19 protein-coding genes and 3 pseudogenes are annotated in these 20,893 nt (G+C 65.1%); 11 read left to right on the top strand and 11 right to left on the bottom strand.

Features of this window, described 5'->3' with window-relative positions; translation table 11 throughout:
- Positions 1 to 5: 5 nt before the first annotated feature.
- Positions 6 to 956 carry an LppP/LprE family lipoprotein gene (locus ACQPZ2_RS01435; RefSeq protein WP_433523947.1) on the bottom strand — a complete coding sequence of 317 codons (951 nt, stop codon included), beginning with the start codon at positions 954 to 956 and terminating at the stop codon, positions 6 to 8.
- Positions 957 to 1,387: 431 nt separating this feature from the next.
- Positions 1,388 to 2,308, bottom strand: a complete 921-nt coding sequence (locus ACQPZ2_RS01430; RefSeq protein ID WP_433523946.1) for an NADP-dependent oxidoreductase — start codon at positions 2,306 to 2,308, stop codon at positions 1,388 to 1,390.
- Between the two features lie 60 nt (positions 2,309 to 2,368).
- On the opposite strand from ACQPZ2_RS01430, the gene ACQPZ2_RS01425 reads away from it, so the two are divergent.
- Positions 2,369 to 2,995 carry an HD domain-containing protein gene (locus tag ACQPZ2_RS01425; RefSeq protein ID WP_433523945.1) on the top strand — a complete coding sequence of 209 codons (627 nt, stop codon included), beginning with the start codon at positions 2,369 to 2,371 and terminating at the stop codon, positions 2,993 to 2,995.
- A gap of 69 nt (positions 2,996 to 3,064) precedes the next feature.
- On the top strand, positions 3,065 to 3,958 hold the full coding sequence (locus ACQPZ2_RS01420; RefSeq protein ID WP_433523944.1) for an IS982 family transposase: 894 nt from the start codon (positions 3,065 to 3,067) through the stop codon (positions 3,956 to 3,958).
- 102 nt (positions 3,959 to 4,060) lie between these two features.
- Here the strand turns inward: ACQPZ2_RS01420 and ACQPZ2_RS01415 are convergent, their stop codons facing one another.
- A complete protein-coding gene (locus ACQPZ2_RS01415; protein WP_433523943.1) occupies positions 4,061 to 5,248 on the bottom strand; it encodes an FG-GAP repeat domain-containing protein in 1,188 nt (395 codons plus the stop codon).
- A gap of 180 nt (positions 5,249 to 5,428) precedes the next feature.
- Here ACQPZ2_RS01415 and ACQPZ2_RS01410 point away from each other — a divergent pair, with 180 nt between their 5' ends.
- Positions 5,429 to 5,650 carry a hypothetical protein gene (locus tag ACQPZ2_RS01410; protein ID WP_433523942.1) on the top strand — a complete coding sequence of 74 codons (222 nt, stop codon included), beginning with the start codon at positions 5,429 to 5,431 and terminating at the stop codon, positions 5,648 to 5,650.
- 264 nt (positions 5,651 to 5,914) lie between these two features.
- On the top strand, positions 5,915 to 6,205 hold the full coding sequence (locus ACQPZ2_RS01405) for a hypothetical protein (protein ID WP_433523941.1): 291 nt from the start codon (positions 5,915 to 5,917) through the stop codon (positions 6,203 to 6,205).
- 85 nt (positions 6,206 to 6,290) lie between these two features.
- Here the strand turns inward: ACQPZ2_RS01405 and ACQPZ2_RS01400 are convergent, their stop codons facing one another.
- Entirely contained in the window at positions 6,291 to 6,941 is a 651-nt protein-coding gene (locus ACQPZ2_RS01400) for a hypothetical protein (RefSeq protein WP_433523940.1), read from the bottom strand.
- Between the two features lie 282 nt (positions 6,942 to 7,223).
- Between ACQPZ2_RS01400 and ACQPZ2_RS01395 the strand changes: the two genes are divergently transcribed.
- Positions 7,224 to 7,409: a hypothetical protein gene (locus ACQPZ2_RS01395; RefSeq protein WP_433523939.1), complete on the top strand. Its 186-nt coding sequence runs from the start codon at positions 7,224 to 7,226 to the stop codon at positions 7,407 to 7,409.
- A 191-nt stretch (positions 7,410 to 7,600) separates the two neighbouring features.
- Here ACQPZ2_RS01395 and ACQPZ2_RS01390 read toward each other — a convergent pair.
- Positions 7,601 to 7,856 (bottom strand): annotated as a pseudogene (locus ACQPZ2_RS01390) (IS256 family transposase); the annotation flags it as partial.
- Positions 7,857 to 7,981: 125 nt separating this feature from the next.
- Here ACQPZ2_RS01390 and ACQPZ2_RS01385 point away from each other — a divergent pair.
- From ACQPZ2_RS01385 to ACQPZ2_RS01375, 3 genes are read left to right on the top strand one after another with little or no spacing between them, the layout of a single operon-like run.
- Entirely contained in the window at positions 7,982 to 9,088 is a 1,107-nt protein-coding gene (locus tag ACQPZ2_RS01385; RefSeq protein WP_433523938.1) for a site-specific integrase, read from the top strand.
- On the top strand, positions 9,085 to 11,304 hold the full coding sequence (locus ACQPZ2_RS01380; RefSeq protein WP_433523937.1) for a tyrosine-type recombinase/integrase: 2,220 nt from the start codon (positions 9,085 to 9,087) through the stop codon (positions 11,302 to 11,304). The genes ACQPZ2_RS01385 and ACQPZ2_RS01380 overlap by 4 nt, the downstream gene beginning before the upstream one ends.
- Positions 11,294 to 11,713 carry a DUF6262 family protein gene (locus ACQPZ2_RS01375; RefSeq protein WP_433523936.1) on the top strand — a complete coding sequence of 140 codons (420 nt, stop codon included), beginning with the start codon at positions 11,294 to 11,296 and terminating at the stop codon, positions 11,711 to 11,713. Before ACQPZ2_RS01380 ends, ACQPZ2_RS01375 begins: the two co-directional genes overlap by 11 nt.
- A 97-nt stretch (positions 11,714 to 11,810) precedes the next feature.
- On the opposite strand, the pseudogene ACQPZ2_RS01370 reads toward ACQPZ2_RS01375, so the two are convergent.
- Together ACQPZ2_RS01370 and ACQPZ2_RS01365 are read right to left on the bottom strand one after the other, a co-directional pair.
- Positions 11,811 to 12,050: pseudogene (locus tag ACQPZ2_RS01370) on the bottom strand (transposase); the annotation flags it as partial.
- 150 nt (positions 12,051 to 12,200) lie between these two features.
- On the bottom strand, positions 12,201 to 12,809 hold the full coding sequence (locus tag ACQPZ2_RS01365) for a hypothetical protein (RefSeq protein ID WP_433527730.1): 609 nt from the start codon (positions 12,807 to 12,809) through the stop codon (positions 12,201 to 12,203).
- 1,748 nt (positions 12,810 to 14,557) lie between these two features.
- Here ACQPZ2_RS01365 and ltrA point away from each other — a divergent pair.
- A pseudogene (ltrA, locus tag ACQPZ2_RS01360) lies at positions 14,558 to 15,493 on the top strand (group II intron reverse transcriptase/maturase); the annotation flags it as partial.
- The gene (locus ACQPZ2_RS01355; RefSeq protein WP_433527709.1) at positions 15,476 to 15,559 is read left to right on the top strand and encodes a group II intron maturase-specific domain-containing protein; all 84 of its coding nucleotides are present in this window, start codon (positions 15,476 to 15,478) and stop codon (positions 15,557 to 15,559) included. The pseudogene ltrA and the gene ACQPZ2_RS01355, both read left to right, overlap by 18 nt.
- A gap of 348 nt (positions 15,560 to 15,907) precedes the next feature.
- Here the strand turns inward: ACQPZ2_RS01355 and ACQPZ2_RS01350 are convergent, their stop codons facing one another.
- From ACQPZ2_RS01350 to ACQPZ2_RS01340, 3 genes are read right to left on the bottom strand one after another with little or no spacing between them, the layout of a single operon-like run.
- Positions 15,908 to 17,512, bottom strand: coding sequence for a hypothetical protein (locus ACQPZ2_RS01350; RefSeq protein WP_433521534.1), 1,605 nt, complete (start codon positions 17,510 to 17,512; stop codon positions 15,908 to 15,910).
- Positions 17,509 to 17,832 (bottom strand): helix-turn-helix domain-containing protein, encoded by a 324-nt coding sequence (locus tag ACQPZ2_RS01345; protein ID WP_433521535.1) that lies wholly within the window; start codon positions 17,830 to 17,832, stop codon positions 17,509 to 17,511. Before ACQPZ2_RS01345 ends, ACQPZ2_RS01350 begins: the two co-directional genes overlap by 4 nt.
- Positions 17,829 to 18,905 carry a tyrosine-type recombinase/integrase gene (locus ACQPZ2_RS01340; protein WP_433521536.1) on the bottom strand — a complete coding sequence of 359 codons (1,077 nt, stop codon included), beginning with the start codon at positions 18,903 to 18,905 and terminating at the stop codon, positions 17,829 to 17,831. Before ACQPZ2_RS01340 ends, ACQPZ2_RS01345 begins: the two co-directional genes overlap by 4 nt.
- 515 nt (positions 18,906 to 19,420) lie before the next feature.
- Between ACQPZ2_RS01340 and ACQPZ2_RS01335 the strand changes: the two genes are divergently transcribed.
- Complete coding sequence (locus ACQPZ2_RS01335; RefSeq protein ID WP_433523935.1) at positions 19,421 to 19,732, top strand: hypothetical protein; 312 nt, start codon at positions 19,421 to 19,423, stop codon at positions 19,730 to 19,732.
- A gap of 519 nt (positions 19,733 to 20,251) precedes the next feature.
- On the opposite strand, the gene ACQPZ2_RS01330 is transcribed toward ACQPZ2_RS01335, so the two are convergent.
- Positions 20,252 to 20,866: a GNAT family N-acetyltransferase gene (locus ACQPZ2_RS01330; RefSeq protein ID WP_433523934.1), complete on the bottom strand. Its 615-nt coding sequence runs from the start codon at positions 20,864 to 20,866 to the stop codon at positions 20,252 to 20,254.
- Positions 20,867 to 20,893 lie beyond the last annotated feature (27 nt).

Genomic DNA, 20,893 nt, shown 5'->3' with positions numbered 1-20,893 from the left:
GACGCTCAGTGGCAGATCTTGTCCGCGACATCGGCAGGCACGCCGATCTCGGTGCAGTGCAGCGCACTGCCGAGGTCCACAGGCTTCCAGCCTCCGTCGGCCGCTACGTAGTGGAACAAGACTTGGGCTCGGTTGACAGTATTGTTGTGGGTTCCCGTATGGGCCATCGCCCACTCACCCGCACAGTCGATTCGATCCTCGAGTTCGATCGGCGTCGCCAACCGCGACTCGATATCGGTGCCTCGCAACGCTTCGAGCAATACGGCCTTGGTAACCGGGCACACCGGCGGCACGCTCGCTGAACTCGGATCGATCACCTCCGTCGGAAAGTCACGGTCCGGGGTCACCGTGCGATCGTCCGCGCCCAGGGTGAGTGTGACAATGACCGGCCCACCCGAGGGACAGCAGCTGGCGTCTTTACCCGCCAGCCAACGGTATTGGACCCGGACGCTGCGATCGGACGAGCCCACCACCTGCGTATAAGAAGTCGACTTCTTGGTCGCGGTGCCCAGATAACCCGCGTGGTTGAACAGCATCACGTGCCAGGGTGAGCTAGCGGTGCCGTGCGGAGTCCCGGCGAGCACCCAAAGTATGGCGGGACAGGCGCCGATGGCGGCATCTGTCCCGCTGTCCGCGTAGAACCCGTCGCCGCCGACACCAGGACCGAGTGTGCCGAGCGCGGCTGTGACCACCGCCGACTTCAGATCGACGCATCTGCCGCTTCCGGCAGTGGCAGGAGCATTGTCACCAGCAGGCTGCGTGGCACCTGGTGACTGCTGCGTGACGGGAGGCTGAGCGGATCCCGGCACGGCAGCGGTCGCGGATCCCGGCACGGCAGCGGTAGTGGAGTTCGACATCGACGACGTCCCGGACGTCTGCGTCGTCACTCCATCCTGACATGCCGTCGCCAGGGTCACCGCCGCAGCCGCCACGATGATGCCGATGATCCTTTTCATCGAATGTCCTTCCCCTCGGTACTACCGAACACTTCGCGTCCTGAATGAAGATCGTTGCGCCCCAACTTTTATGGGCACCCCAGCAGGCGAGCCGAGCGGGAAGAACCGGAGCACGGGAGCACGAAGAAGGTGGCGTACACACCTGCCAGCAGAGTGCATGCTCCGACGAATCCTGCTGCGCCCCTACTCGAAAGCCTTTGTTCAAGAAGCGCCTTCATGACGGGCCGTGGCGGCCACTGCCAGAGTGATGCCGTCATACATGTGGAGCAGCAGGGCAGAACGCAGGCCATGGGGAGCCTCGAGGAAGAGACGGCGCGCGAGTTCGAAGTCTTCGATCTTGGTGGCGTCGGTACTGCGAGAAGGTCGTCGGTGTTGGGCCGGAGTTCGGCTAGGACGGACCGTGCGCGCGGATCACGTCCGACCGGCGAGCGTCAGTCCGTGGTCACCTCGATGATCGTTCTGCCGCGGGTGCGTCCGTCGGGGCTGAAGGCCGCGGGGGCGTCGGCCAGGGGGCGCACGGCGTTGACGAGAGGGATGAGCCGGTGATCGTGGAGGCGGGTGGCCTGTTGGGCCAGTTGCTCACGGTTGGGTTCGACGACGAAGAAGATGGCCCGGCCGTCGTGGGGGTGGATGGTGGGTGGACCGGAGATGGTGACGAGGGTGCCGCCGGGGCGTAGTAGCGCGGTGGAACGGTCGCGGATGTCGCCGCCGATCACGTCGAGTACCACGTCGACCTCGCCGACGTCCTCCAAGCGTTCGCCGTCCAGGTCGACGAACTGATGGACGCCGAGATCGCGTGCCACGTCCTGGTCGGAGGCTCGGCCGGTGCCGATGATGTGGGCTCCTGCCTCGTGGGCCAGTTGTGCGGCGACGGAGCCGACGGCACCACCGACTCCGTGGATGAGGACCGTCTGGCCAGTTTTCAGGTGAGCATGGTCGAACAGGGCCTGCCAAGCTGTCAGACCGGAGATCGGTAGAGCCGCCGCGGCGACGTGGTCGACATCGGCGGGGAGCGGGGCCAGGTTGCGGGCCTCCACAGCGGTGTACTCCGCGAGCGAACCGTCGCGAGCCCAGTCGGTCAGTCCGAAGACGTGCTGCCCCACCGTGAGACCAGTGGTGCCGTAGCCGAGCTCGACGACTACACCTGACAGTTCGTGGCCGGGGACGCTCGGGGTACGGTCGCGGCCGGCGCGGTCGGTCCATGTCCTCGGCCAATCCAGCTCGCCGCGGGTGAAGCCGGCGGCGAGGACTTGCACGATGACGTCGTTCTCAGCGGCTTGGGGGTGGGGCAGATCGGTCAGGGTCAATCCGCGGATGCCAGCTTCGCGGTCCCGGACTGTGACGGCTCGCATGAAGGTCCTTCCGGTAGTCGTTGTGCTGGTACGGGCCGTTCCACGCCGTACTGTCGAAGTATGGTCGTTTTGGGCGAGCTCGTGATTCCTGACACGGCTGCCTCATCGGCTGCGTTGGAGGTGGCCTCCGCTTACCATTCCGCCGCCTTGCTGAACCACTCGCGCCGCGTCTACGTCTGGGCGGCTGCCTACGGCAGGCAGCAGGGCATCCGGTACGACGCCGAACTGCTGTTCGCGGCCGCGATGTTCCACGACATCAGCCTGGTGCCGGAGTTCGACAACCACACCCTCTCCTTCGAGGAGGCCGGCGGCCATGTCGCCCAGGTGTTCGCCGCCGGTGCCGGTTGGCCGAGCGAGCGGCGCGAACGCCTCGGCGAAGTCATCGTCAGGCATATGTGGCCTGACGTGGACGTGGCCGATGATCCTGAAGCTCACTTGCTGTGGCGGGCGGCGGCGTTGGACATCGTGGGGAAGAACATCGACGATTTCAGCCCCGCCTTCCGTGCCGAGGTACTCCAGCAGTACCCCCGGCTCGGGCTCGGCGACGAGTTCCTTGCCTGCTTTCAGGCTCAAGCCGACCGGAAGACCGATAGCTCCGCCGCACGCGCAATGCAGTCCGGCCTCGCCACCAGGATGGCCGCGAACCCTCTCGACGCTGGTCCCGCGCACACGCCGGACGAAACCTAGCAACTAGACGAGTAAGTCCGAAGTCCCGGCGTTGCCTGGACATGGACGGAGGGCGCCGAAGACCATTGTGTGACGAACGACCTTGACGCCCTCCTGACCGCACTGTACGTGAAAATCGACGATGAATTGGCGGGTCCACGCTGGACGGGGCGGCCACCGGTGCTGACCGACTCGGAACTGGTGTGCCTGGCGGTGGCCCAGTCGCTGCTCGGATTCACCTCCGAATCGCACTGGCTGCGGTACGCCCGCAAGCATCTGACCGGGATGTTCCCGTACCTGCCGCAGCAGTCCGGGTACAACAAGCGGCTGCGCAACGCGTTGGGACTGGTCAAGCGGGTGATCCGAATGCTGGCTCGCGCCAGCGATTTCTGGCTCGACGACTGCTGGATCGTGGACTCGACTCCGGTGCCGTGTGGCATGTCCCGACCCACGGTGAAGCGGTCGGAGCTGGCCGGGTGGGCCGGCTACGGCTACTGCGCTTCCCACTCCCGCTTCTACTGGGGGCTGAAACTGTATCTGGTGTGTACCCCGGCCGGAATGCCGATCCTGTGGGCCCTAGCAGACCCGAAAATCGGTGAACGCGAGGTGCTTTCGGCCATGCTCGAAGTCGATTCAGCTGTAGCCGCTGAGCACGAGGGCATCCTGTTGATCTGCGATAAGGGCTTCGCGGGCCGTGAGTTCGAAACGCTGGTGGGCGAGTACGGGATCACCATGCTTCGCCCGTCCCGCAAGGACGAGAAAACCCGATACGGTGAGCCGTTACTGAAGAAGGTCCGCCAGTTGATCGAGTCGGTCAACGACACTCTCAAAGGCCAGCTCGACCTGGAAGACCACGGCGGACGTTCCTACCAGGGCGTGGCGATCCGCGTTGCCCAGCGCATCCTGGCGATGGCCACCGCGATCTGGCACAACACCCTGATCGGCGCACCAATCACCCGGTCGCTGATCGCTTACGATCACTGACCGGCCTTCGGACTTACTCGTCTAGAGGACACGCGTCTCGAGTTCTGGATCGCGCTGGAAGTCGCAAAGGCAGACGGCGCCCGCGGGGCCTGTCGAAGTCGATCAGGCCGCGTAGTTGATGGGGGGCCCAAAGGTACCGTCGCCCTTGCCATAGCGCAGGGTGATGTTCCCTGAGCCGGTGTTACCGATGACCGTGTCGATCTTTCCGTCGCCGTTGAAGTCAGCGAGAATCGGGGTGGACAGGGGGACGAGCCCGCCGGAGGGGTATGTGTGGGGGACGCCGAAAGTGCCGTCACCGGTCCCCAGCAGGACGCTGATACTGGAGGTGCCACCGTTGGCGACCAGCATGTCGAGCTTGCCGTCGCCGTTGATGTCGGCGAGGTCGAAGCATTGCGGGAGCAGGCCGCCAGTCGAGTATGCCTTGGGCGGCCCGAAGGTCGCGTCCCCCTTGTTGAAGAGCGTGGACACGGTGCCGGCAGCGAGGTTGGAGAAGAGGATGTCGGGCTTGCCGTCGCCGTTGATGTCGCGCGCGATGCCGTACCAGGCGGTCAGGGCGCCCTCGCTGGACGTGGTCGGGGCGGCGAAGGTGCCGTCACCGCGGCCGCGGTAGATCTGGATGGTGCTGTTGACGTAGTTGCCGCGTAGCAGGTCGAGGTTGCCGTCCCCATCGAAGTCTGCGGCGTCGGCGGACCCAGAGCCGACGCCCAGGTTGCTGGAGTAGTTGACGGCCTTGGCGAAGGTGCCGTCGCTGTTGCCTAGGAGCACCGACATCGATGGGGCCTGGTTGGAGGTGGCAAGGTCGGGGTTGCCGTCGTGGTTGAAGTCGCCGACGGCCACCGCCCCAGGTGCGAGGTCGGTCGGGTAGTTGACGGCATTGGCGAAGGTGCCGTCGCCATTGCCCATCAAGATGGAGACGTCGTGCGAGGTGAAGTTGGTGACGGCCATGTCAAGCTTGCCGTCATGGTTGAAGTCCGCAATGGCGACGTAGTCCGCCTGACCACCGGTGGTGTAGCGGACCGTGGGCTGGAAGCCCCCGCCGGGCTTACCCAAGAAAACCGACACGCCGTTCCCGAGAAGGAAGTCACTGAATACGACGTCCGGGTAGCCGTCGCGGTTGAGGTCGGCGACCGCGGGAACCGCGGGGCCAGGGTTGAGGTCGGCGACCGAGGCGCCCTGGTCGGTGAGCTCATCGGCGGATGCTTGGGTACTCGTGAAGGCGTTTCCGGCCAGCGCGGTGCCGGCCGTCGCCAGAAAAGCGAGAGCGCTTACGACGAACCTGGTGCGTGACAATTGTTCTCCCGATTGTCCGAGATTGGCCCCGACTTATGTGCTGCCCCATCCTGCGAGAAGCGGGCGCCGGGAACAACGCCGATTCGGCCCGCTTACGATCACTTTCGCTTATCGAGCCATCGGTTCTCGCCGTATGCCCGACCGACCAGGTTCTCCAGCGCACCGCTGTTCCACCGCAATATGGCCGCGGACCTGAGCCGCTGGCACGATCTCGCGGGGATCTCACCCGCCCTTCGCCTTCGGCACATCAGCAACGCGTGCGTCGCGGTGATCGCTGCACAGGTAGAGCAGCAGACTCAGCGCCAGGTTGTAGACCCCTCGCCGGTCGTCGTGCGCGAGTTCGCCGAAGCTTTCGTACTTGGTCAGATCGGCGATGCTGTGGCTGCCGGAAAACGATCTTGATCAGCTTGGACTCAAAACTACTGTCTGCTGTGGCGAGCCTCGGCGTCCCGCAGCTCGATCCGGTCGGCGAATCGGCAGTCCACCACCGATGCTCCACTGTCCGCACAGCGGGCGAGTAGCGCTGGACGTGCGAGCGACACTTGCCGCGCACCAGACCCAGACTCCGCATGAGCACGCAGCCTCGGTGCCGGGGTCGAGAAGACGAACGACGACACGACGGCAGCGTTCGTCCCGGCGCGGGGAACTCGGGTTACCGTCCCCAGCATGGACATCGCCCTCGACCCGCCCGTGACTGTGGTGCTCGAATACGTCGATGCCTTCAACAACGGGGACTCGAAGGCGATGGCGGCTCTGTGTGCCGACCCGATGCAGATACTCGAGAGCGACCCCGAGAGCTTCGGCCCGGACCTGAAGGAGGCGTTCGCCGGGCAGAGCGCAGGACTGTGCGGCGCCGCGATACCCGGCGCACTGTGGCTTTATCTCGACATCTGGAACCAGGTGGTGATGCGGACCTGCTCGGGTCAGATTGGCGTGTTGGTCTGGGGAGGCAGGTAGCGTATCGAATCACCTTCGTGCGCAACTGCCGACCGTCTCAGGCCTGTTGGCCTTCCTCGCTTCAGGCTAGCGGTTTCGTCACCGGCTAGTACACTCCGCCGATGGGGTGGTCGGGCACTACAACGCTCGCGCTGTTGAAACAGAACCAATACCAGTCGCCGCTGAGGTGATGGGATGCGCCTGTCGCGGGCCGGTGGCCAGAAAGATTGGCAAAGCCACTTCCCATCGAGCAATAGGCCGCCATAGGGCCAGTCCTGAAGTAGATGCCGTCGCTGAGGCGTTCCACACCGCGAATGCGATAAAGGCCGAGGCGGTCACCTTCGAACGTCCGTGGATCGATCCCGGCACTCACCTGCTGTGCCGCATCGTCGAAGGCGTGCGCCGAGAAGTGCCAGCGCACAGCCATTGGCAGGTCTGCGCTCCATAGAATGGCCGTGAGCGCGACTATCAGTGCGGGAGCAGCCAGGGGGCCGAGCTCAGGTACCCGAAGCCGCCGGGATCGGACTGCCAGGATCGGGTAGACGATGACCACGCACAACACCACAACCACCACGAATGTCCCCCCGAGGATCAGCAACGGCGACAACGACATCAGATCGGCGCTGGCCGGCTTGCTCGCCGAGACGAGTATCCCAAGGCAGGCCACGATGGTGCAGACGAGCAGAAGATACCTGCGAAGCCGTGACCGGCATCGTCGGTTCCCCGGTCGGCTTTTCTCGGTTTGGGCCGTGCTCATGCCGGGAGCCTAGACTCCAGCCTGAGATCGTGGGTGTCGGCGTGTCGCCGCCGGTGAAAGGCTGGCACCACGCCGTCAATGCCGAGCGAACCTTCCCTCGGCGTTGACACACCTGCCTGTCGAATTTGTCTGTAATACAACCAAATTCGCCGTGGCCGTCGCGCACAGCCTCGCGGATGATCGGTGGCAGGCCGGTTTGGAGGACCTGACGGGTTGTGGGCGTGTAGTTGCCGGACAAGAACTGCCCCGCTATTCATCGCAGTCGTTGTCGCGTGCGGGGAGATGCTCCAACTGGCTGCTGTCAGCTTCGGATTCGAGTTCGGTCAGAAGCGTTTCGAGGCGGGCGGCAATTGCGTTGTGCCGCTCAGCTTCTCGGGGCCATCCGCGGTCGGTGGCGTCCTCGGCGAGGGTGTGTTCCAGACAGAGTCGATCTTTCAGGCGGGGGTTGAGGTGGTTCAGGCTGCGTGAGTCTGGGGGCGTTCGACGAGGTGACCGCGTTCGAAGCGGGCTGCGTGGTTCGGGTCGCGTATGTGCGCCGAATGAGCAGCGGTCCGTCGACATCGAGGAAGAGCAGCGGGCGCCCTTCGTAATCGGTCACGGGCCACACGGTGGCGGCCGGTCGCCGAGAGATATCGGAAGTCTGTAGGTCGGCTATTACAGGCGACTCCCGTTCGGGTGCGGTCTGCGGGGCTGGTTGACGGCGTGGGGGTGATGTCGCGGGGGCGTTCGAGCAGCTTGCCCTTGTGGAACAGCGTCAGCGCGGAGGAGTGCGACGAGTTCGGGTGCGTTGATCTTTCGCCAGCGGGCCTGCGCTGCCTCGATCAGCTTGTAGGCCATGGCGATTCCGGCCGCGCGTGCACCCGGGCCCTTGGTGACCTTGGTCCGCAGCCGCACGGAAGCGAAGGTCGACTCGATCGTTATCTTGAGTGCTCCGTTGAGTGTCTTCGATGTCCGGCAGGGGGTTTCGGACGTGCGGGTTCTGGCTTGTGGACGTGGTTATCTGCAGCGGTCCAGGAGGCAGAGCGTGTGGAGGTTGCGGAGTGCTTGTGGTGCGGGTGGTTTCGCCGGTTACGTCGCGGGAATCGTGGACGGTTCTCGGTGATGATGACCGGCCGGTGCAGCCGGTGGAGCGGTATCTGGCGTATCTGACCGGGATTGAACGGTCACCGAACACGATCAAGGCGTATGCCCACGACCTGAAGGATTGGTTCGAGTTCCTTGCCAGTCGTGAACTGGATTGGCGGTCAGTGTGTTTGGAGGATGTCGGGGCGTTCGTCGCCTGGCTGCGGACCCCGGTGCAGGCTCGTGATGGCCAGGTGGTGGCGTTGCCGTCGGTGGCGCCAGCCTGCAGTGAGTCGACGGTGAACCGGAAGTTGTCGGCGCTGGGGTCGTTTTATGTTCATGCTGCCCGTGACGGTGTCGATGTGGCAGAGTTGTTGTCGTCGTGGCAGGTCGGCGGCTCGCGGGGCGGGTGGAAGCCGTTTCTGCATCACGTCAGCAAGTCGATGCCGCAGCGGCGGCGGGCGGTGTCGTTGAAGGCTCCGAAGAAGCTGCCGCAGGTGTTGTCGCCGCAGCAGGTGCAGGCGCTGCTGGATGGGTGCGAGCATTTGCGGGATCGGTTGCTGCTGGTGGTGCTCTATGACACCGGGATGCGGATCGGTGAGGCTCTGGGGTTGCGGCACAACGATATTGCCGCTGCTGAGCGGGAGATCACGGTCACCCGACGCGACAACGACAACGGTGCCCGCGCGAAGTCGATCATCGAGAGGACAGTTCCGGTCAGAGCGGAGTTGGTGCGGTTGTATGCCGACTATCTGCATGCCGAATATGGCGATCTCGACAGCGATTACGTGTTCGTCAATCTCTGGGGCCGTCCGCTGGGACGGCCGTGGACCTATGCGGCGGTCTACGACCTGGTGCGCAGGTTGCGTCGCCGCACCGGTGTCGATTTCGACCCGCACTGGATCCGTCACACTGCCGCCACCAGGATGCTGCGTGACGGCATCAGTCTGGAGGTTGTCGCGAAGATACTGGGCCACTCCGACACGACCGTCACTGCCACCACCTATGGGCATCTCACTGTCGAAGATGCCCGGGCGGTGATGCAGAAGGCCGGCTGGTTCGACGACCGGCAGGTCGCCTGGTGACCGCGCCGTCCGCAGACCAGCCGCAGAGCCTGCTCGGCAAGCTGATGGCGACTGTCCGTGCCGAGTTCCGCAGTGAGACATTGATTTTCGATCCAGAAGATGCGGTGTTCGGCGGTGGCCCATGCCGGGTGAACGGCTGCGACCGTCATGCTCGCGGGCACGGGCTGTGTCTGAATCATCGAGTGCGATGGGACAAGCAGGGACGCCCGAATCTGGCGGATTTCATCGCGGGCGCCGACCCACGGTTGCAGCGGCAACGGCCGAACCAGCGGTGCGCGGTCATCGGCTGCGGTTACGGCTCCGCCCGGAAGGGCTTGTGCCAGTTGCATGCTCAGCGGTGGGAACGGGCCCGGCGGCCCGACCGGGACGCTTGGATGGCCGATCCGCCGACGATCAAACAGCCACCGCCCGGGTCGACCTGCCGCATCCGGCACTGCGAGCTCTGGCCGGAAGCATGCGGGCCGTTCTGCCATTCCCATACCGCAACCTGGCGGACCAACGGACGCCCCGACATCGATACCTTCGCGGCGAGATTCGAGCCCGGCTCGGTTATTCCGGGCGACGAGTCGATCCGGCTCGGCGGGCTGCCACCGCAGCTGCGGCTGGAAATCCAGTACACGCTGCAGCAGCGCCGCGACCGGCGCGTCGGCAAGCTGCAACCGAGCGTCGTCACCCGCGTGGTCCGGCTGCTGGCCGCCTCGTCGGCGACGTCGTTGCTCGACCACGACGAGGACACCTGGCTGGCGATCGCCGATGGGACCGTCAACGACAGCCTCGGGCGGGCGCTGCTGCTCTATGCGCGCCGAGCCGTCGCCGATCTGGCCGAAACCGGCGGTTGGGAAGCGGAATACCCGCGCGATATCTGGCGGATGCATCGGCTCGGCTTCGAGGGCCGCCGCACCCTGCGATTCGATCGGATCGCTCAGCCCTGGCTGCGGGAGCTGGCCAAACGCTGGGCCAGACTGCGACTTTCGAGCGGGCTCGGATTGGAGGCTGGCGGCGCACGGGTGGTGGTCGCGATCAGCCGGTTCTCACGCTTCCTGACCACCGTCGACGTCGACGACATCGGCCAGCTCGACCGTCAGCTGCTCGAACGCTACCTGGCCGATCTGCACCGCGAACCGCATCCTCAACACCGCAGTACCCACATCGGCCTGCTGAACGGTTTCTTCACCGCTGTCCGTCAACATCGTTGGCACTCAGGGCTTCCTGCAACAGCGTTGTTCTTCCCCGCTGATCATCCCCGCCGCCCCGACAAGCTGCCGCGAGCCCTGGCCGAGCAGGTCATGACCCAGCTCGAACAGCTCGCCAACCTCGAACGCTTCGACAACCCCGCCTACCGGCTGATCACCATCATCCTTATGCGCTGCGGCCTGCGGGTCACCGACGCACTGCGGCTGCAGGACGACTGCGTCACCACCGACACCGACGGCGCCCCCTACCTGCGTTACTTCAACCACAAGATGCACCGCGACGCCCTGGTGCCCATCGACACCGACCTCGTCGACGCGATCGGGCAGCAGCGCAAGCGCATCCTCGATCGCTGGCCTGCCGGCACGACGATCCTGTTCCCCAGGCCCAGCAAGAACATCGACGGAGGCCATCCGATCAGCTCGTCGACCTACCGGATGGCGCTACTACGTTGGCTGGGCGACTGCGACATCCGTGACGAGCACGGCCATCGGGTGCATCTCACGCCGCATCAGTGGCGTCACACTCTCGGCACTCGATTGATCAACCGCGACGTCCCCCAAGAAGTCGTGCGCCGCATCCTCGACCACGATTCGCCCCTGATGACCTCCCACTACGCCCGATTGCACGACGACACCGTGCGCCGGCACTGGGAAGCAGCCCGCAAGGTCGACATCACCGGCCGCGCAGTCACCTACGCCCCGGATGGGCCGCTCGCAGATGCCGCCTGGGCCAAACAACGCCTCGCCCAAGCGACCCAGGCCCTGCCCAACGGCTACTGCGGGCTGCCGCTACAACGTTCCTGCCCGCACGCCAACGCCTGCCTGACCTGCCCGATGTTCCTCACTACCAGCGAATTCCTGCCCCAGCACCACGCCCAGCGCCAACAAGCTCTCGAGCTGATCACCGCCGCCGAAGCCCGCGGCCATCAGCGCCTGGCCGAGATGAACCGCCAAGTGCTGGGCAACCTCGACACCATCATCAGCTCTCTCGAAACCCCGGAAACGACCGAACATGCGCTCTGACAACAGTATTCACCTCACCACCGCCGCCAAACGACGCCACGAATTCACCCGCGCCAAAGCCATCGCCGCCCTGCATGAACTTGACCGCGCCGGCGCACGAATCACGTTCGAATCCGTCGCCGACGCCGCTGGAGTCTCCCGCTCCTGGCTCTACTCCCAGACCGACCTCAAAGACGAGATCAGGCGACTGCGCGCCCACAACCAACCCCGACACACCACCGCGACCCCGGCCCGGCAACGCGCCAGCGACGACTCACTGCGTCAGCGCCTCGATATCGCCCTGCGCCGCAACCGCGAACTCGCCGACGAGAACCAGCGGCTGCGCCGCCAACTCGCTCACGCCCTCGGCCAACTCCGCGACACCCCACCCCAAACACGTCGCGATCCAATAACAATCGGCCCCTGCTGAACCCGCCACCGACACCACCCGCGGGCACGTCGCCGACACCGTCCACAACACGAAACACCAGCTCGCAGAACCGAATCTGCTGCGGACTCAAGATAACGATCGGATTTGTGGTCCTCGAGTGGATCCAGTGCTCGGCCGGATATTCGAAGAACTCGAGCAGCACGACCAGGTCGCCGGTGGTCTTGGCGAACGCCTTCGGATACTTTGCGCCGTAGTCGATCTCGAACGCCTTCACCGCCAGTTGCACCTTGCCGATACACCCGGCCATGTAGATGTCCTTCATCGCCGCGAGCGCGCCCGGGTGCGCCGATTTCGGTAGCGAGGCAAGCACATTCGCCGACAAGGGTGCAGGGCGGATGGTGGCTCAGGCGATCGGCACCGCCCGTGCGGCCGGGGTGAGTCGGGAGATTCTGATCCGCGGGGCTTCAGCTTGTGGCCGGGCCGTGATCGCCGCGAGCTCTCCCGATTCGTCGCGCCCAGAGGTGCATCAGCTTCCGCGTGTCGCATCCACTACACAGGCATCCACAGCTCGCACCCGCTCGTCTCCCGGCGAAATACTCAGCGGTGACGACGAGGCTTTCGGGAATTGCGAGTTGCTCCGTGCGCCACCGGTGGAGGCGAACACGACGTGGTCGCGCAGGATCCACACGTCCGAACGCTCTTGCATCTGTCCAGATGCGTCGACTGTCGTCGCGCCGAAGAACGTGAGACGACCGTCAATGATCACCGTGGCGTTGGTGAACCGGTAGCCATCCATGGTCAGGCCCGCTTGCACCTGCGCGACGACATTTTCCGACGCCGGTGCGCATCGCGGATCCGACAGGGAAACCGGCGCAGCGGCCGGTGTGGTTTGCTGAGCGGTAGGCGCTGAGCTGCTCGTTGTAGTCGCCGCAGTCGATTCCGACTCTTCCTCACCCAGGCCGAGCGCCTTTGAGATGAGCACGACGACGACTATCAGTGCGAACACACTGACAACGCTGGTGATCAGGGCGCGTACCACAGCCTTGGATTGCCCGCGTATGCCAAGGCGTTCGTCTGGTTCGATGGGCATGGAATCCTTTGTGCGATTGACGGATCGAGACTGCGCCGCGAGCACCTATTGCCCCTGCGCACGAGGCGGGGAAGCATCCTGTTCACGGCACGCCACGGCAACGTTAGCGCTATAGGAACCGAGTAGCTCGCTGATCTTCACTCATGAAATCGTTCCACGACGTGACCAGCAATGAAGCACTACAACAAGTTTGGCCGACGTGTGGCCCTGCCTGCTCGTAGTGCCGGGGGAATGTGCTTGAACGTCCGAGACGGAAGTCGGGAGGGCTGTACTGATTCATCGAATCCGCGACCTACCGGTCGCGTGGCCCTAGCGGTGGATCGCCTGCATTGTGTTCACGGGCCCCTTGGTCGCCGACACGAACTGTCGCATGTGCTGCTACCTCGACCATCGCGAACCCCAAGCCGGTGCGGGCCGGATGCCGAGCCGCCGCGGGCACGTTGCTGGTCGAGGATGAACTGGAACTCGTTGCGGGCAAGCGGGGCGCGACGAAACTCGGGTTGGGTTTGATGCCGCGCGGGCGATGCATGCCCGGACCGCAGCGTGACGCTGCGCCGATCCGCGCGTCCACCGAGTACAAGGCACGCGCGGGCATCGTTGCAGACGGTCGAATCTGGCAGCTGCACAACCGAAGCCGGACAGCATAGGCGGTCATCGACGGTGCAGATGATCAGTTCTCGGCCACTGAGACTGCCGCCGAACATGCTCGTGCATATCGGAACCGACCCGGTCGCGCCGCTCCGCACGGCCACGTGGATCCAGAGCCGCGGCTGCGATACCAAGCAACACCAGCACGACGAGGACGCCCACGATAGATCCGCCGATCAACAACAACTGTTCCCTATTCCCTTGACAGGTGCGCGGCGCGAATACCGCCACCAGTGAGTGATAGTCCTTGCGGCACAAATACTTCCATGCCATACCTCCACAAACCGGCCCCGCCCGTGTCGTTTGCCACCGTTGTGGGTTCTGACGCAGATAGCGTTTGCGCCGTGAGGCGCTGTGTTTCGAATGGAGGTGAGAGACCCCCATCGCTGGCCTGTCGTAGCAGGTCGGTGGAGCTGAGGGCAGCCTGATCCGGGTGGTGCCGGGGAGGGTGGGAGCAGCCCTGACGAAGCCGGGACGGGCCAGTACTGCCAGATGGTGTGTGTCCGGCGAGCGGGATGAAGAGGAGTACGCGAGGAACCAGCGTTGTTACGTCCCTTTATGCGCCGCCTGCTCAAATCTGGCGGATATGGGCAGGATGCGGTGTGTCCCTGCTGTTTACGGTTGCGGCGGGGAACTTCATGGCCGGTTTACGAAAGCTGGTCTGGAGGCCACGGGGAATGTCTACGGCGTACCCGTGGCGATGCCGCAGGGACACAGTTGGGCTCCTACTTCGTCGAGCGAAACACAGTGAACACGGGAACCACTCGGTCAGACTCCCTGGTGGCGCAACAATCCGGTTGCGCCAGTTGGGGATAGACGCACCGACCGTCGAACGGACCGGGTGGGGCGGAGCCGCCGTAGTAGTCCGAGGCCGGGAAAGCCGGTCACATGGCGAAGGGCGGCAGCGGTTTTCGAGAAAGGCGGAGACTGTAATGCCGAAAGACGCGCCACCGAACGGTGACGCCATGCCGGTGGACCCTACGGGGCCGCGCCGGCGGGTATCGGAGATGCAGGCCAAGCTTCACCGTTGGGCGGCGGCCGATCCTGGCCGCCGGTTCGACGACTTGTTCAACTTCGTGCACGACCCGGCAACGCTGATCGTGGCGTTCGACCGGGTCGCGGGCAACCACGGAGCCCGCACTCCCGGCGTCGACGGCATGACCGTCACCGACGTCGACGAGCACATCGGGGTTCCGGGGTTCCTGGACGATCTGCGGACTTCGTTGAAAGATGGGTCCTTTCGGCCGTTGCCGGTGCGGGAGCGCAAGATTCCCAAGCCGGGTGGGTCGGGGAAGGTGCGCCGTCTCGGGATTCCGACGGTGACCGACCGGGTCGTTCAGGCCGCGCTGAAGCTGGTGCTGGAACCGATCTTCGAGGCCGACTTCGAGCCGGTCTCCTATGGGTTCCGGCCCAACCGGCGGGCGCAGGACGCGATCGCCGAGATCCACTACTACGGCACCCGCGGCTATCGGTGGGTGCTGGATGCGGATATCGAGGCGTGTTTCGACCGGATCGAGCACACGGCCCTGATGGACCGGGTTCGGTTGCGGGTCAAAGACAAACGGGTCCTGGCGCTGGTCAAGGCGTTCCTGAAGGCGGGGCTCCTCACCGAGCTCGGCGAACACCAGGACACGATGACCGGCACTCCGCAGGGCGGCATCCTCTCGCCGCTGCTGGCCAACATCGCGCTGAGCGTGCTAGATGAGCATGTGATGGCGCCATGGAAGCCGGGCGCGACGATGGCCAGCGAGGCCAAGCGGGCATACCGTCGCCGAAAAGGAGCGCCGACGTGGCGGATCGTCCGCTACGCGGACGACTTCGTCGTGCTGGTTCATGGGACCAAGGACGATACCGAGGCGATGCGTGAACAGGTCGAGGAGGTGCTTTCGCCACTGGGACTTCGGCTTTCGCCGGAGAAGACGGTGGTGCGGCACCTGTCGGACGGGGTCGATTTCTTGGGATTCCACATCCAGTGGCGTCGCAAGCGTGGCTCAGACAAATGGTTCGTCTACACCTTCGTCGGTGACCGGCCCATCCGGTCACTGAAGGCGAAAGTTCGTGCCCTGACCCATCGGCTATCGCAGCAGAGTCTGGGATATGTGATTATGCGGCTCAACCAGATTCTGCGCGGTTGGTCCAACTCGTGATGCTGCAAACCCGGCACCATTGGGGTTGGAAGGACATCCGCCGCCGGTTCGTTACCGTCACAGGGCGGTGGCAGCCGATCACTGCGGTGGACGGGACCGAGTTGTTCGATCTCAACAGCGTGACGGTGAGCCGTTATCGCTGGCGGGGCAACAAGATCCCGAACAGATGGACGGCCCTTCAACCAGCCTGACGGCAGAAACCGTGGAGAGCCCGTTGCGTCGAGAGGCGCACGGCGGGTTCGGCGAGAGGTTCGGGCTTTGCCCGGAGTTCACGCAAACTGAGGGTTCTTCGGCGGGAACCCAAGGGTATTCAAGGGATTTGGGGCGAGTCTGTCCTTGGGTTCGTGCTTAACCCGGCGGCTCGTGTTCCTCGGCGGGGGTTTGCAGGAGTTGCCGCGCGGCGGCGCAGTATCGGATTGCTGTGCTCTCTTCGAGTCCGAATACGACGGCCAGGTGCAGGGGGTCGGGACCGTGGGTGAGCGCTTCGTCGAGTTGACGGTCGACACGCAAGGCTTCTAGGGTGGCGGCTTGCCGGCGGAACGGCGCGGTCAGCGCGTTGACGCTGATGGCTCGGGTATTCGAAGCGGTCTGTTTGTTAATGATCAGGTGCGGGTTGGCGGTGTTCGGCCAGCGTTTCCGCCGGTCTTCGAGCCAGTCGAGCAGGAGCCGGTGCGTGAGGTCGTCGAGCGGGCGGGTCACAGAGTTGATGGTCAGCCGCCGGTTGCCGAGGTTGACATCGTCCAGGCGCAGGGTGCGGATGGCTTCGGGGCGCGCGGCGTGGACTGCGGCCAGGGCGAGCGCGATCCGGGCCGCGGGGGTGATCGCAGCCTTGGTCGCGTCGTCGATTTGGTTGCCGCGCAAGGGAATAATGATCGGATCGCCACGGCTTCCGAGGCGGACTCGTGCTGCGGGGTCAGCGAAGATGGTGCCGTTTTTCTTGCAGTGCCGCGTCAGCGAGCGCAGCGCGCCGAGGGCTTGGCGGCGACGGTGGCCCCGCAAGGCGCCGACGACCGCTCTGACGTCGCCAGGGGTGACTTCGCGCAGATGGTCGTAGCGGGTGGACCATTCGACCAACACGGGATGGGCGGCGCGCACATAGACCCGGACGGTGTGGATATTGCGGGGCTGGCGGCGGGGCCCGCCATGCCGTAACACCTGCGCCCAGCTGCGGACGTCCGCGGCGATACCCGGCGCCAGGGTGGCGAGTTTGTCCTCCAGCCAGCTGTCGAAGGCCGGGACACGGTCATCGACCAGCAAGCCGATCTCGCCGAGTACCTCGGCGACCCGGTCGATGCTGACGCCGTAGCGGTGCAGCACGCCGATCAACTCCGAGTAGCGGAACTGTTCGCGGTCGCCGTGTCCGGACAGCAGGATGACCAGCGCCCGGTCCAGCTCAGCGACCAGCTTGGTGTTCCAGCCACGGCCCTCACCCAGCACTCGGGCGACCCGACGCGCACGGACCAGCGCGGGGCTGGTGAGCTCGGCATGCTGGGCCCAGTCGAAAGCCCTGCCGGCCCCTGGCAGATGCAACTGCAGTTGTCCGCCGGTGTCCGTCTCCGGCTCTGATGACGGCAGGGCGGCGACAGTCGTCCGGAGGCGGGCGCGCAACCGCACCCCGGAGCGCGGGCCACGCATCTTGGTCATCCCCGCGAACCACAACTGGTGGCAGGTCACCCGTGCGAGATCGTCCTCGGTGACGATCAGCGGATCCGCGGCCAGCGCGGCGGCCTGCAGCCAGCACAGCCGGCAATAGCCGTTCTTCAGCGGCACGACCCGAGCACACACAGCGCAGAGGGCGCTGGGGTGGCGCCGCCGGAAGTCGTAGCAGGCGCGGCAGTAGCCGCCATACAACATCCCCCAGGCCAGGCATTCGGGGCAGCTGTCCGCCTGGTTGTTCGATGCCCGCCGGGCAACCCGCGTCTGCTCGAGCCACTCCGGTCTGCGCCTGGTCACTCGGGTGGAAGTGACCGGCCGTCACGGCGTTTGGGCGTTACCACCATCCCACCGGTTCCGGTCGAGACCGTCGGCTCGACGTCGGCGACCGGCCGATCGATCTTGTCGGGCTCGGCGATGAGGAGTTCCTCGACTCCGCAGCCCAGCACGGCGCAGATGATGTCCAGGTCTTCGAGCTTGATGCTGGCCGGGTTGCCCGACCACAGCCCGGACATCTTCCCGGCACTGATCGCCAGGCCGTGCTGGGCGAGCTGGCGTTGCAGCTCGCTGGCTTTCCAGATGCCGCGGTTGGCCGCGGCCAACCGCAAGTTCCACTTCATATCCCCAGTCCCTTCAACCGTTGGGCGGCGCGGTCCTGCCCGGCAAGCCACGCGTCCTCGACATGCGTGCGATGAACATGGATGTAATTCATCGTCGTGGCAACCCAGGAGTGGCCTAATGTTTCCTGGATAGCGATCAAATCCATTCCACCCGAATACAATTCGCTTGCGCAGAAATGGCGCAGAACATGCGGAGTCAGACTCTGCGGCCATTCCGGCAGATGCCGGACCGCGGCCTCCGCCAGTCCGGCCCGCAACGTCTCGCTGCTCACCCGGGCCGCGGTGCCATCGGCGTTACGGCGCTCCGAACAGAACAGCGGCGCACCCAACCGCGCGGGATCGTCGCCGAGCTGGCACCACACGTCCTCGACGAACCAGCGCAGGGTCCGGCCAGCGCCGTTGATCAGCGGCACCATGCGTTCGCGGGGCCCGGAACCCCGGGCGCCTTTGCCATGGCGGACATGGAGTTTGCCGAACCTGCCCAGATCCCACTTGATATCGGTCAGATCCAGATGGCGCGCCTCGTTCACCCGCAACCCCACCTCGCTCATCAATCTCGCCGCGGCGTAGTTGCGGGCAACGGGCCCGAACTTACGGCAGGTCGCCAGCTCCCCACGCCACCCGGCGAACAACCGCGCGATCTGCTCGGCGGCCGGCGGGATTCGCAGCTTGGCATGCAGCCGCCCCCTGGGCCGGTTGATCTCGTCGATCGGACACTCGACGACACGGCCGGTCAGGTTATGGATCTCGATCTTGTGCCGCAGTTCCAGGAACTCGAAATACGTTCTGATCGCCTGCGCCCGAGCAAGTCTCGTGGGGATCGGCACCGGACGCAGCACCGTGCCGAAATACACGTCCGCGTCCGCGGGCAGCATGTCCCACAACGGTTTGCTGAACCAGGTCCGCACCTGCTCCAAGTGACTGACGTCCGAGCGAATTGTGTTGTCCGACAACCCAGCTGCGCAACGAGCCAGGACAAACCCCGCGAACACGTCGGTCTCGAACCGTTCGATATCCTCCGGGCCCGCCGCCGCACGCACCTCGCGCAGATCCCGCACGACCGACAACCCCACCGCGCCTCCTGGCCTTCAGTTCCACCGCTGGAGCATCATCAAACGCGAGAGCTGCTCGGAATACCTGAAGTTGAGTCAGAACGGCCAAAAACCACCAGAGCACGGAAAACCCCAAGGCCAGCAAGGAAACCGCGACCAAAGACCCCAACGAACTCCGGGGTTATTTTTTAGAGACGGAGTCGGAGCAATCCGACCACCGCGCCCCGGGCCTACTCAGCGACCGCTCTGGTCGGCGTGTCACCGCAAGATCCGTCACGATAGGGTGACGGTGGCAGGCGTGCGTTGATCTTGTTCGAATCTTGTTGCCGCACTTGAACGATCTGCTGATCCAGGATGTCCGAGCCGAGGCAGATACCGTGGTCGTGGATGCTGCTGTCGCCACCTCGATGGCCCGGTGCGCCGGATGCGGAACCTCATCGGGCCGTGTGCATTCCCGTTATCGCCGCCGGCTCGCCGACGCCGCTGTCGGCGGGCGCAAGATAGTCCTGTAGCTGATCGTGCGACGGTTCTTCTGCGTGAATACCGACTGTCGGGCAAAGACTTTCGCTGAACATGTCGACGGGCTCACGGTGAAACGGTCACAGCGCACCGATCAGCTGACCGCGATGCTCACCAGGATCGCGGTGGCACTGGCGGGACCTGCCGGGGCTCGCCTGCCAGCCCAGTTGGGGTTGCCCGGCAGCCGGGATACGCTGCTGCGGCTGGTCCGCGCACTACCCGACCCGCCGGTCGGTGCGATCGCCGTGCTCGGTGTCGACGATTTCGCCGTCAAACGCTACCGCAGGTACGCCACCCTCCTGCTGGATATGGCCACCCACCGACGCTAGGCAGTGCTTTGGAAGATCGAACCTGGACCTGCTCCGGAAGCGAATACTACTCAGCCACAACGCGTCCGGATCGATTACAGAAATCCAGCGCCCCACGAGGTGATCATGCTATCTGCGTCAGAACCCTTCCCCCCCGGCAGGCGAGAGCGAGCCGACGACGGGCTGCCCGAATGTCCTTGTCGACACGCGATCACAGGCTAGCCGATTTGCCGCCACGACTGGATCCCTTGCAAAGGCGGCAGCTTCACGGGAGGTCAGGGTTTCGACGTCTTCGACGCTGTGGGCACACCACATCGAGTCGACCTCCGCCAAGAACAAGACGACCCGGCATCCGAACCTCGATGACCATGCCACTCATGCCCGACGCCAGTACAGCAACTAGTCCCCCAAGTCAATTCGCGCCAGCACCGGCCCCTCCATCATTGCGACGGCGCCTCGGGCAGGTTCGACACATCTCTCGGGATCGCCGATGGGCGGTGGTGCGCAATGCCTTTCATCGCGCTGATTTCGGTGCGGGGCTCAGCCGCGAAACCACATCGGCCACAGGGTGGGGCCGCCGTCGGGGAGCGGGAGCGCCGCACCCGTGCGGGCGAACCCGAGGCGTTCGTAGAGCTGCGACGAGCGAACCGTACTGGCTTCCAGATAGACCGGAAGACCCTGCGCTGCCGCCTCTTTCAGCCTGTTGCCGATGATGGCCCCGCCCGCGCCGTGCCCGCGCCACTGCGGCACGGTGGCAATGGCGTAGAGGTAGCGGTGCGGGAACTCCCGCGGATGGTGTTCGGCGAGCAGGGCGGTGACCGCCGCCATCCGGTGCAGCGGTCGCAGGTCGCTGCCCTCGGCCCTGGTCCTGGCCTGCGCCGCCTCCTCCTGGTACCGCTCGATCGAATCCACCTGCTGCCACAGCGAAACCGCGCGAATGTCGCTACCGGTGCCCGCGATCCACACTTCGTCCCGGCCGATGGTCTCCTCGATCAGAATGGGCGCATAGTCCTTTTCGAAGGCCGTCATGATCTCCGGGTGCCCGTCCGTCACCCAGGCGGAGACCGCCTCATCCCGGCTGGCTTCGGCGAAAGCGGTCGCTACCGCGGCGACTTCGGACAGCTCTGCTCGGCGCACCCACTGGCCGTCGGTCATGGCGTACCTCCTGAATTCGGAACACTG

This window comes from Nocardia pseudovaccinii (genome assembly GCF_050942345.1).
Taxonomy (GTDB): Bacteria; Actinomycetota; Actinomycetes; order Mycobacteriales; family Mycobacteriaceae; genus Nocardia; species Nocardia pseudovaccinii.
The sequence above is the reverse complement of the archived record's forward strand: the minus strand, read 5'-3'. Positions and strand labels throughout refer to the sequence as shown.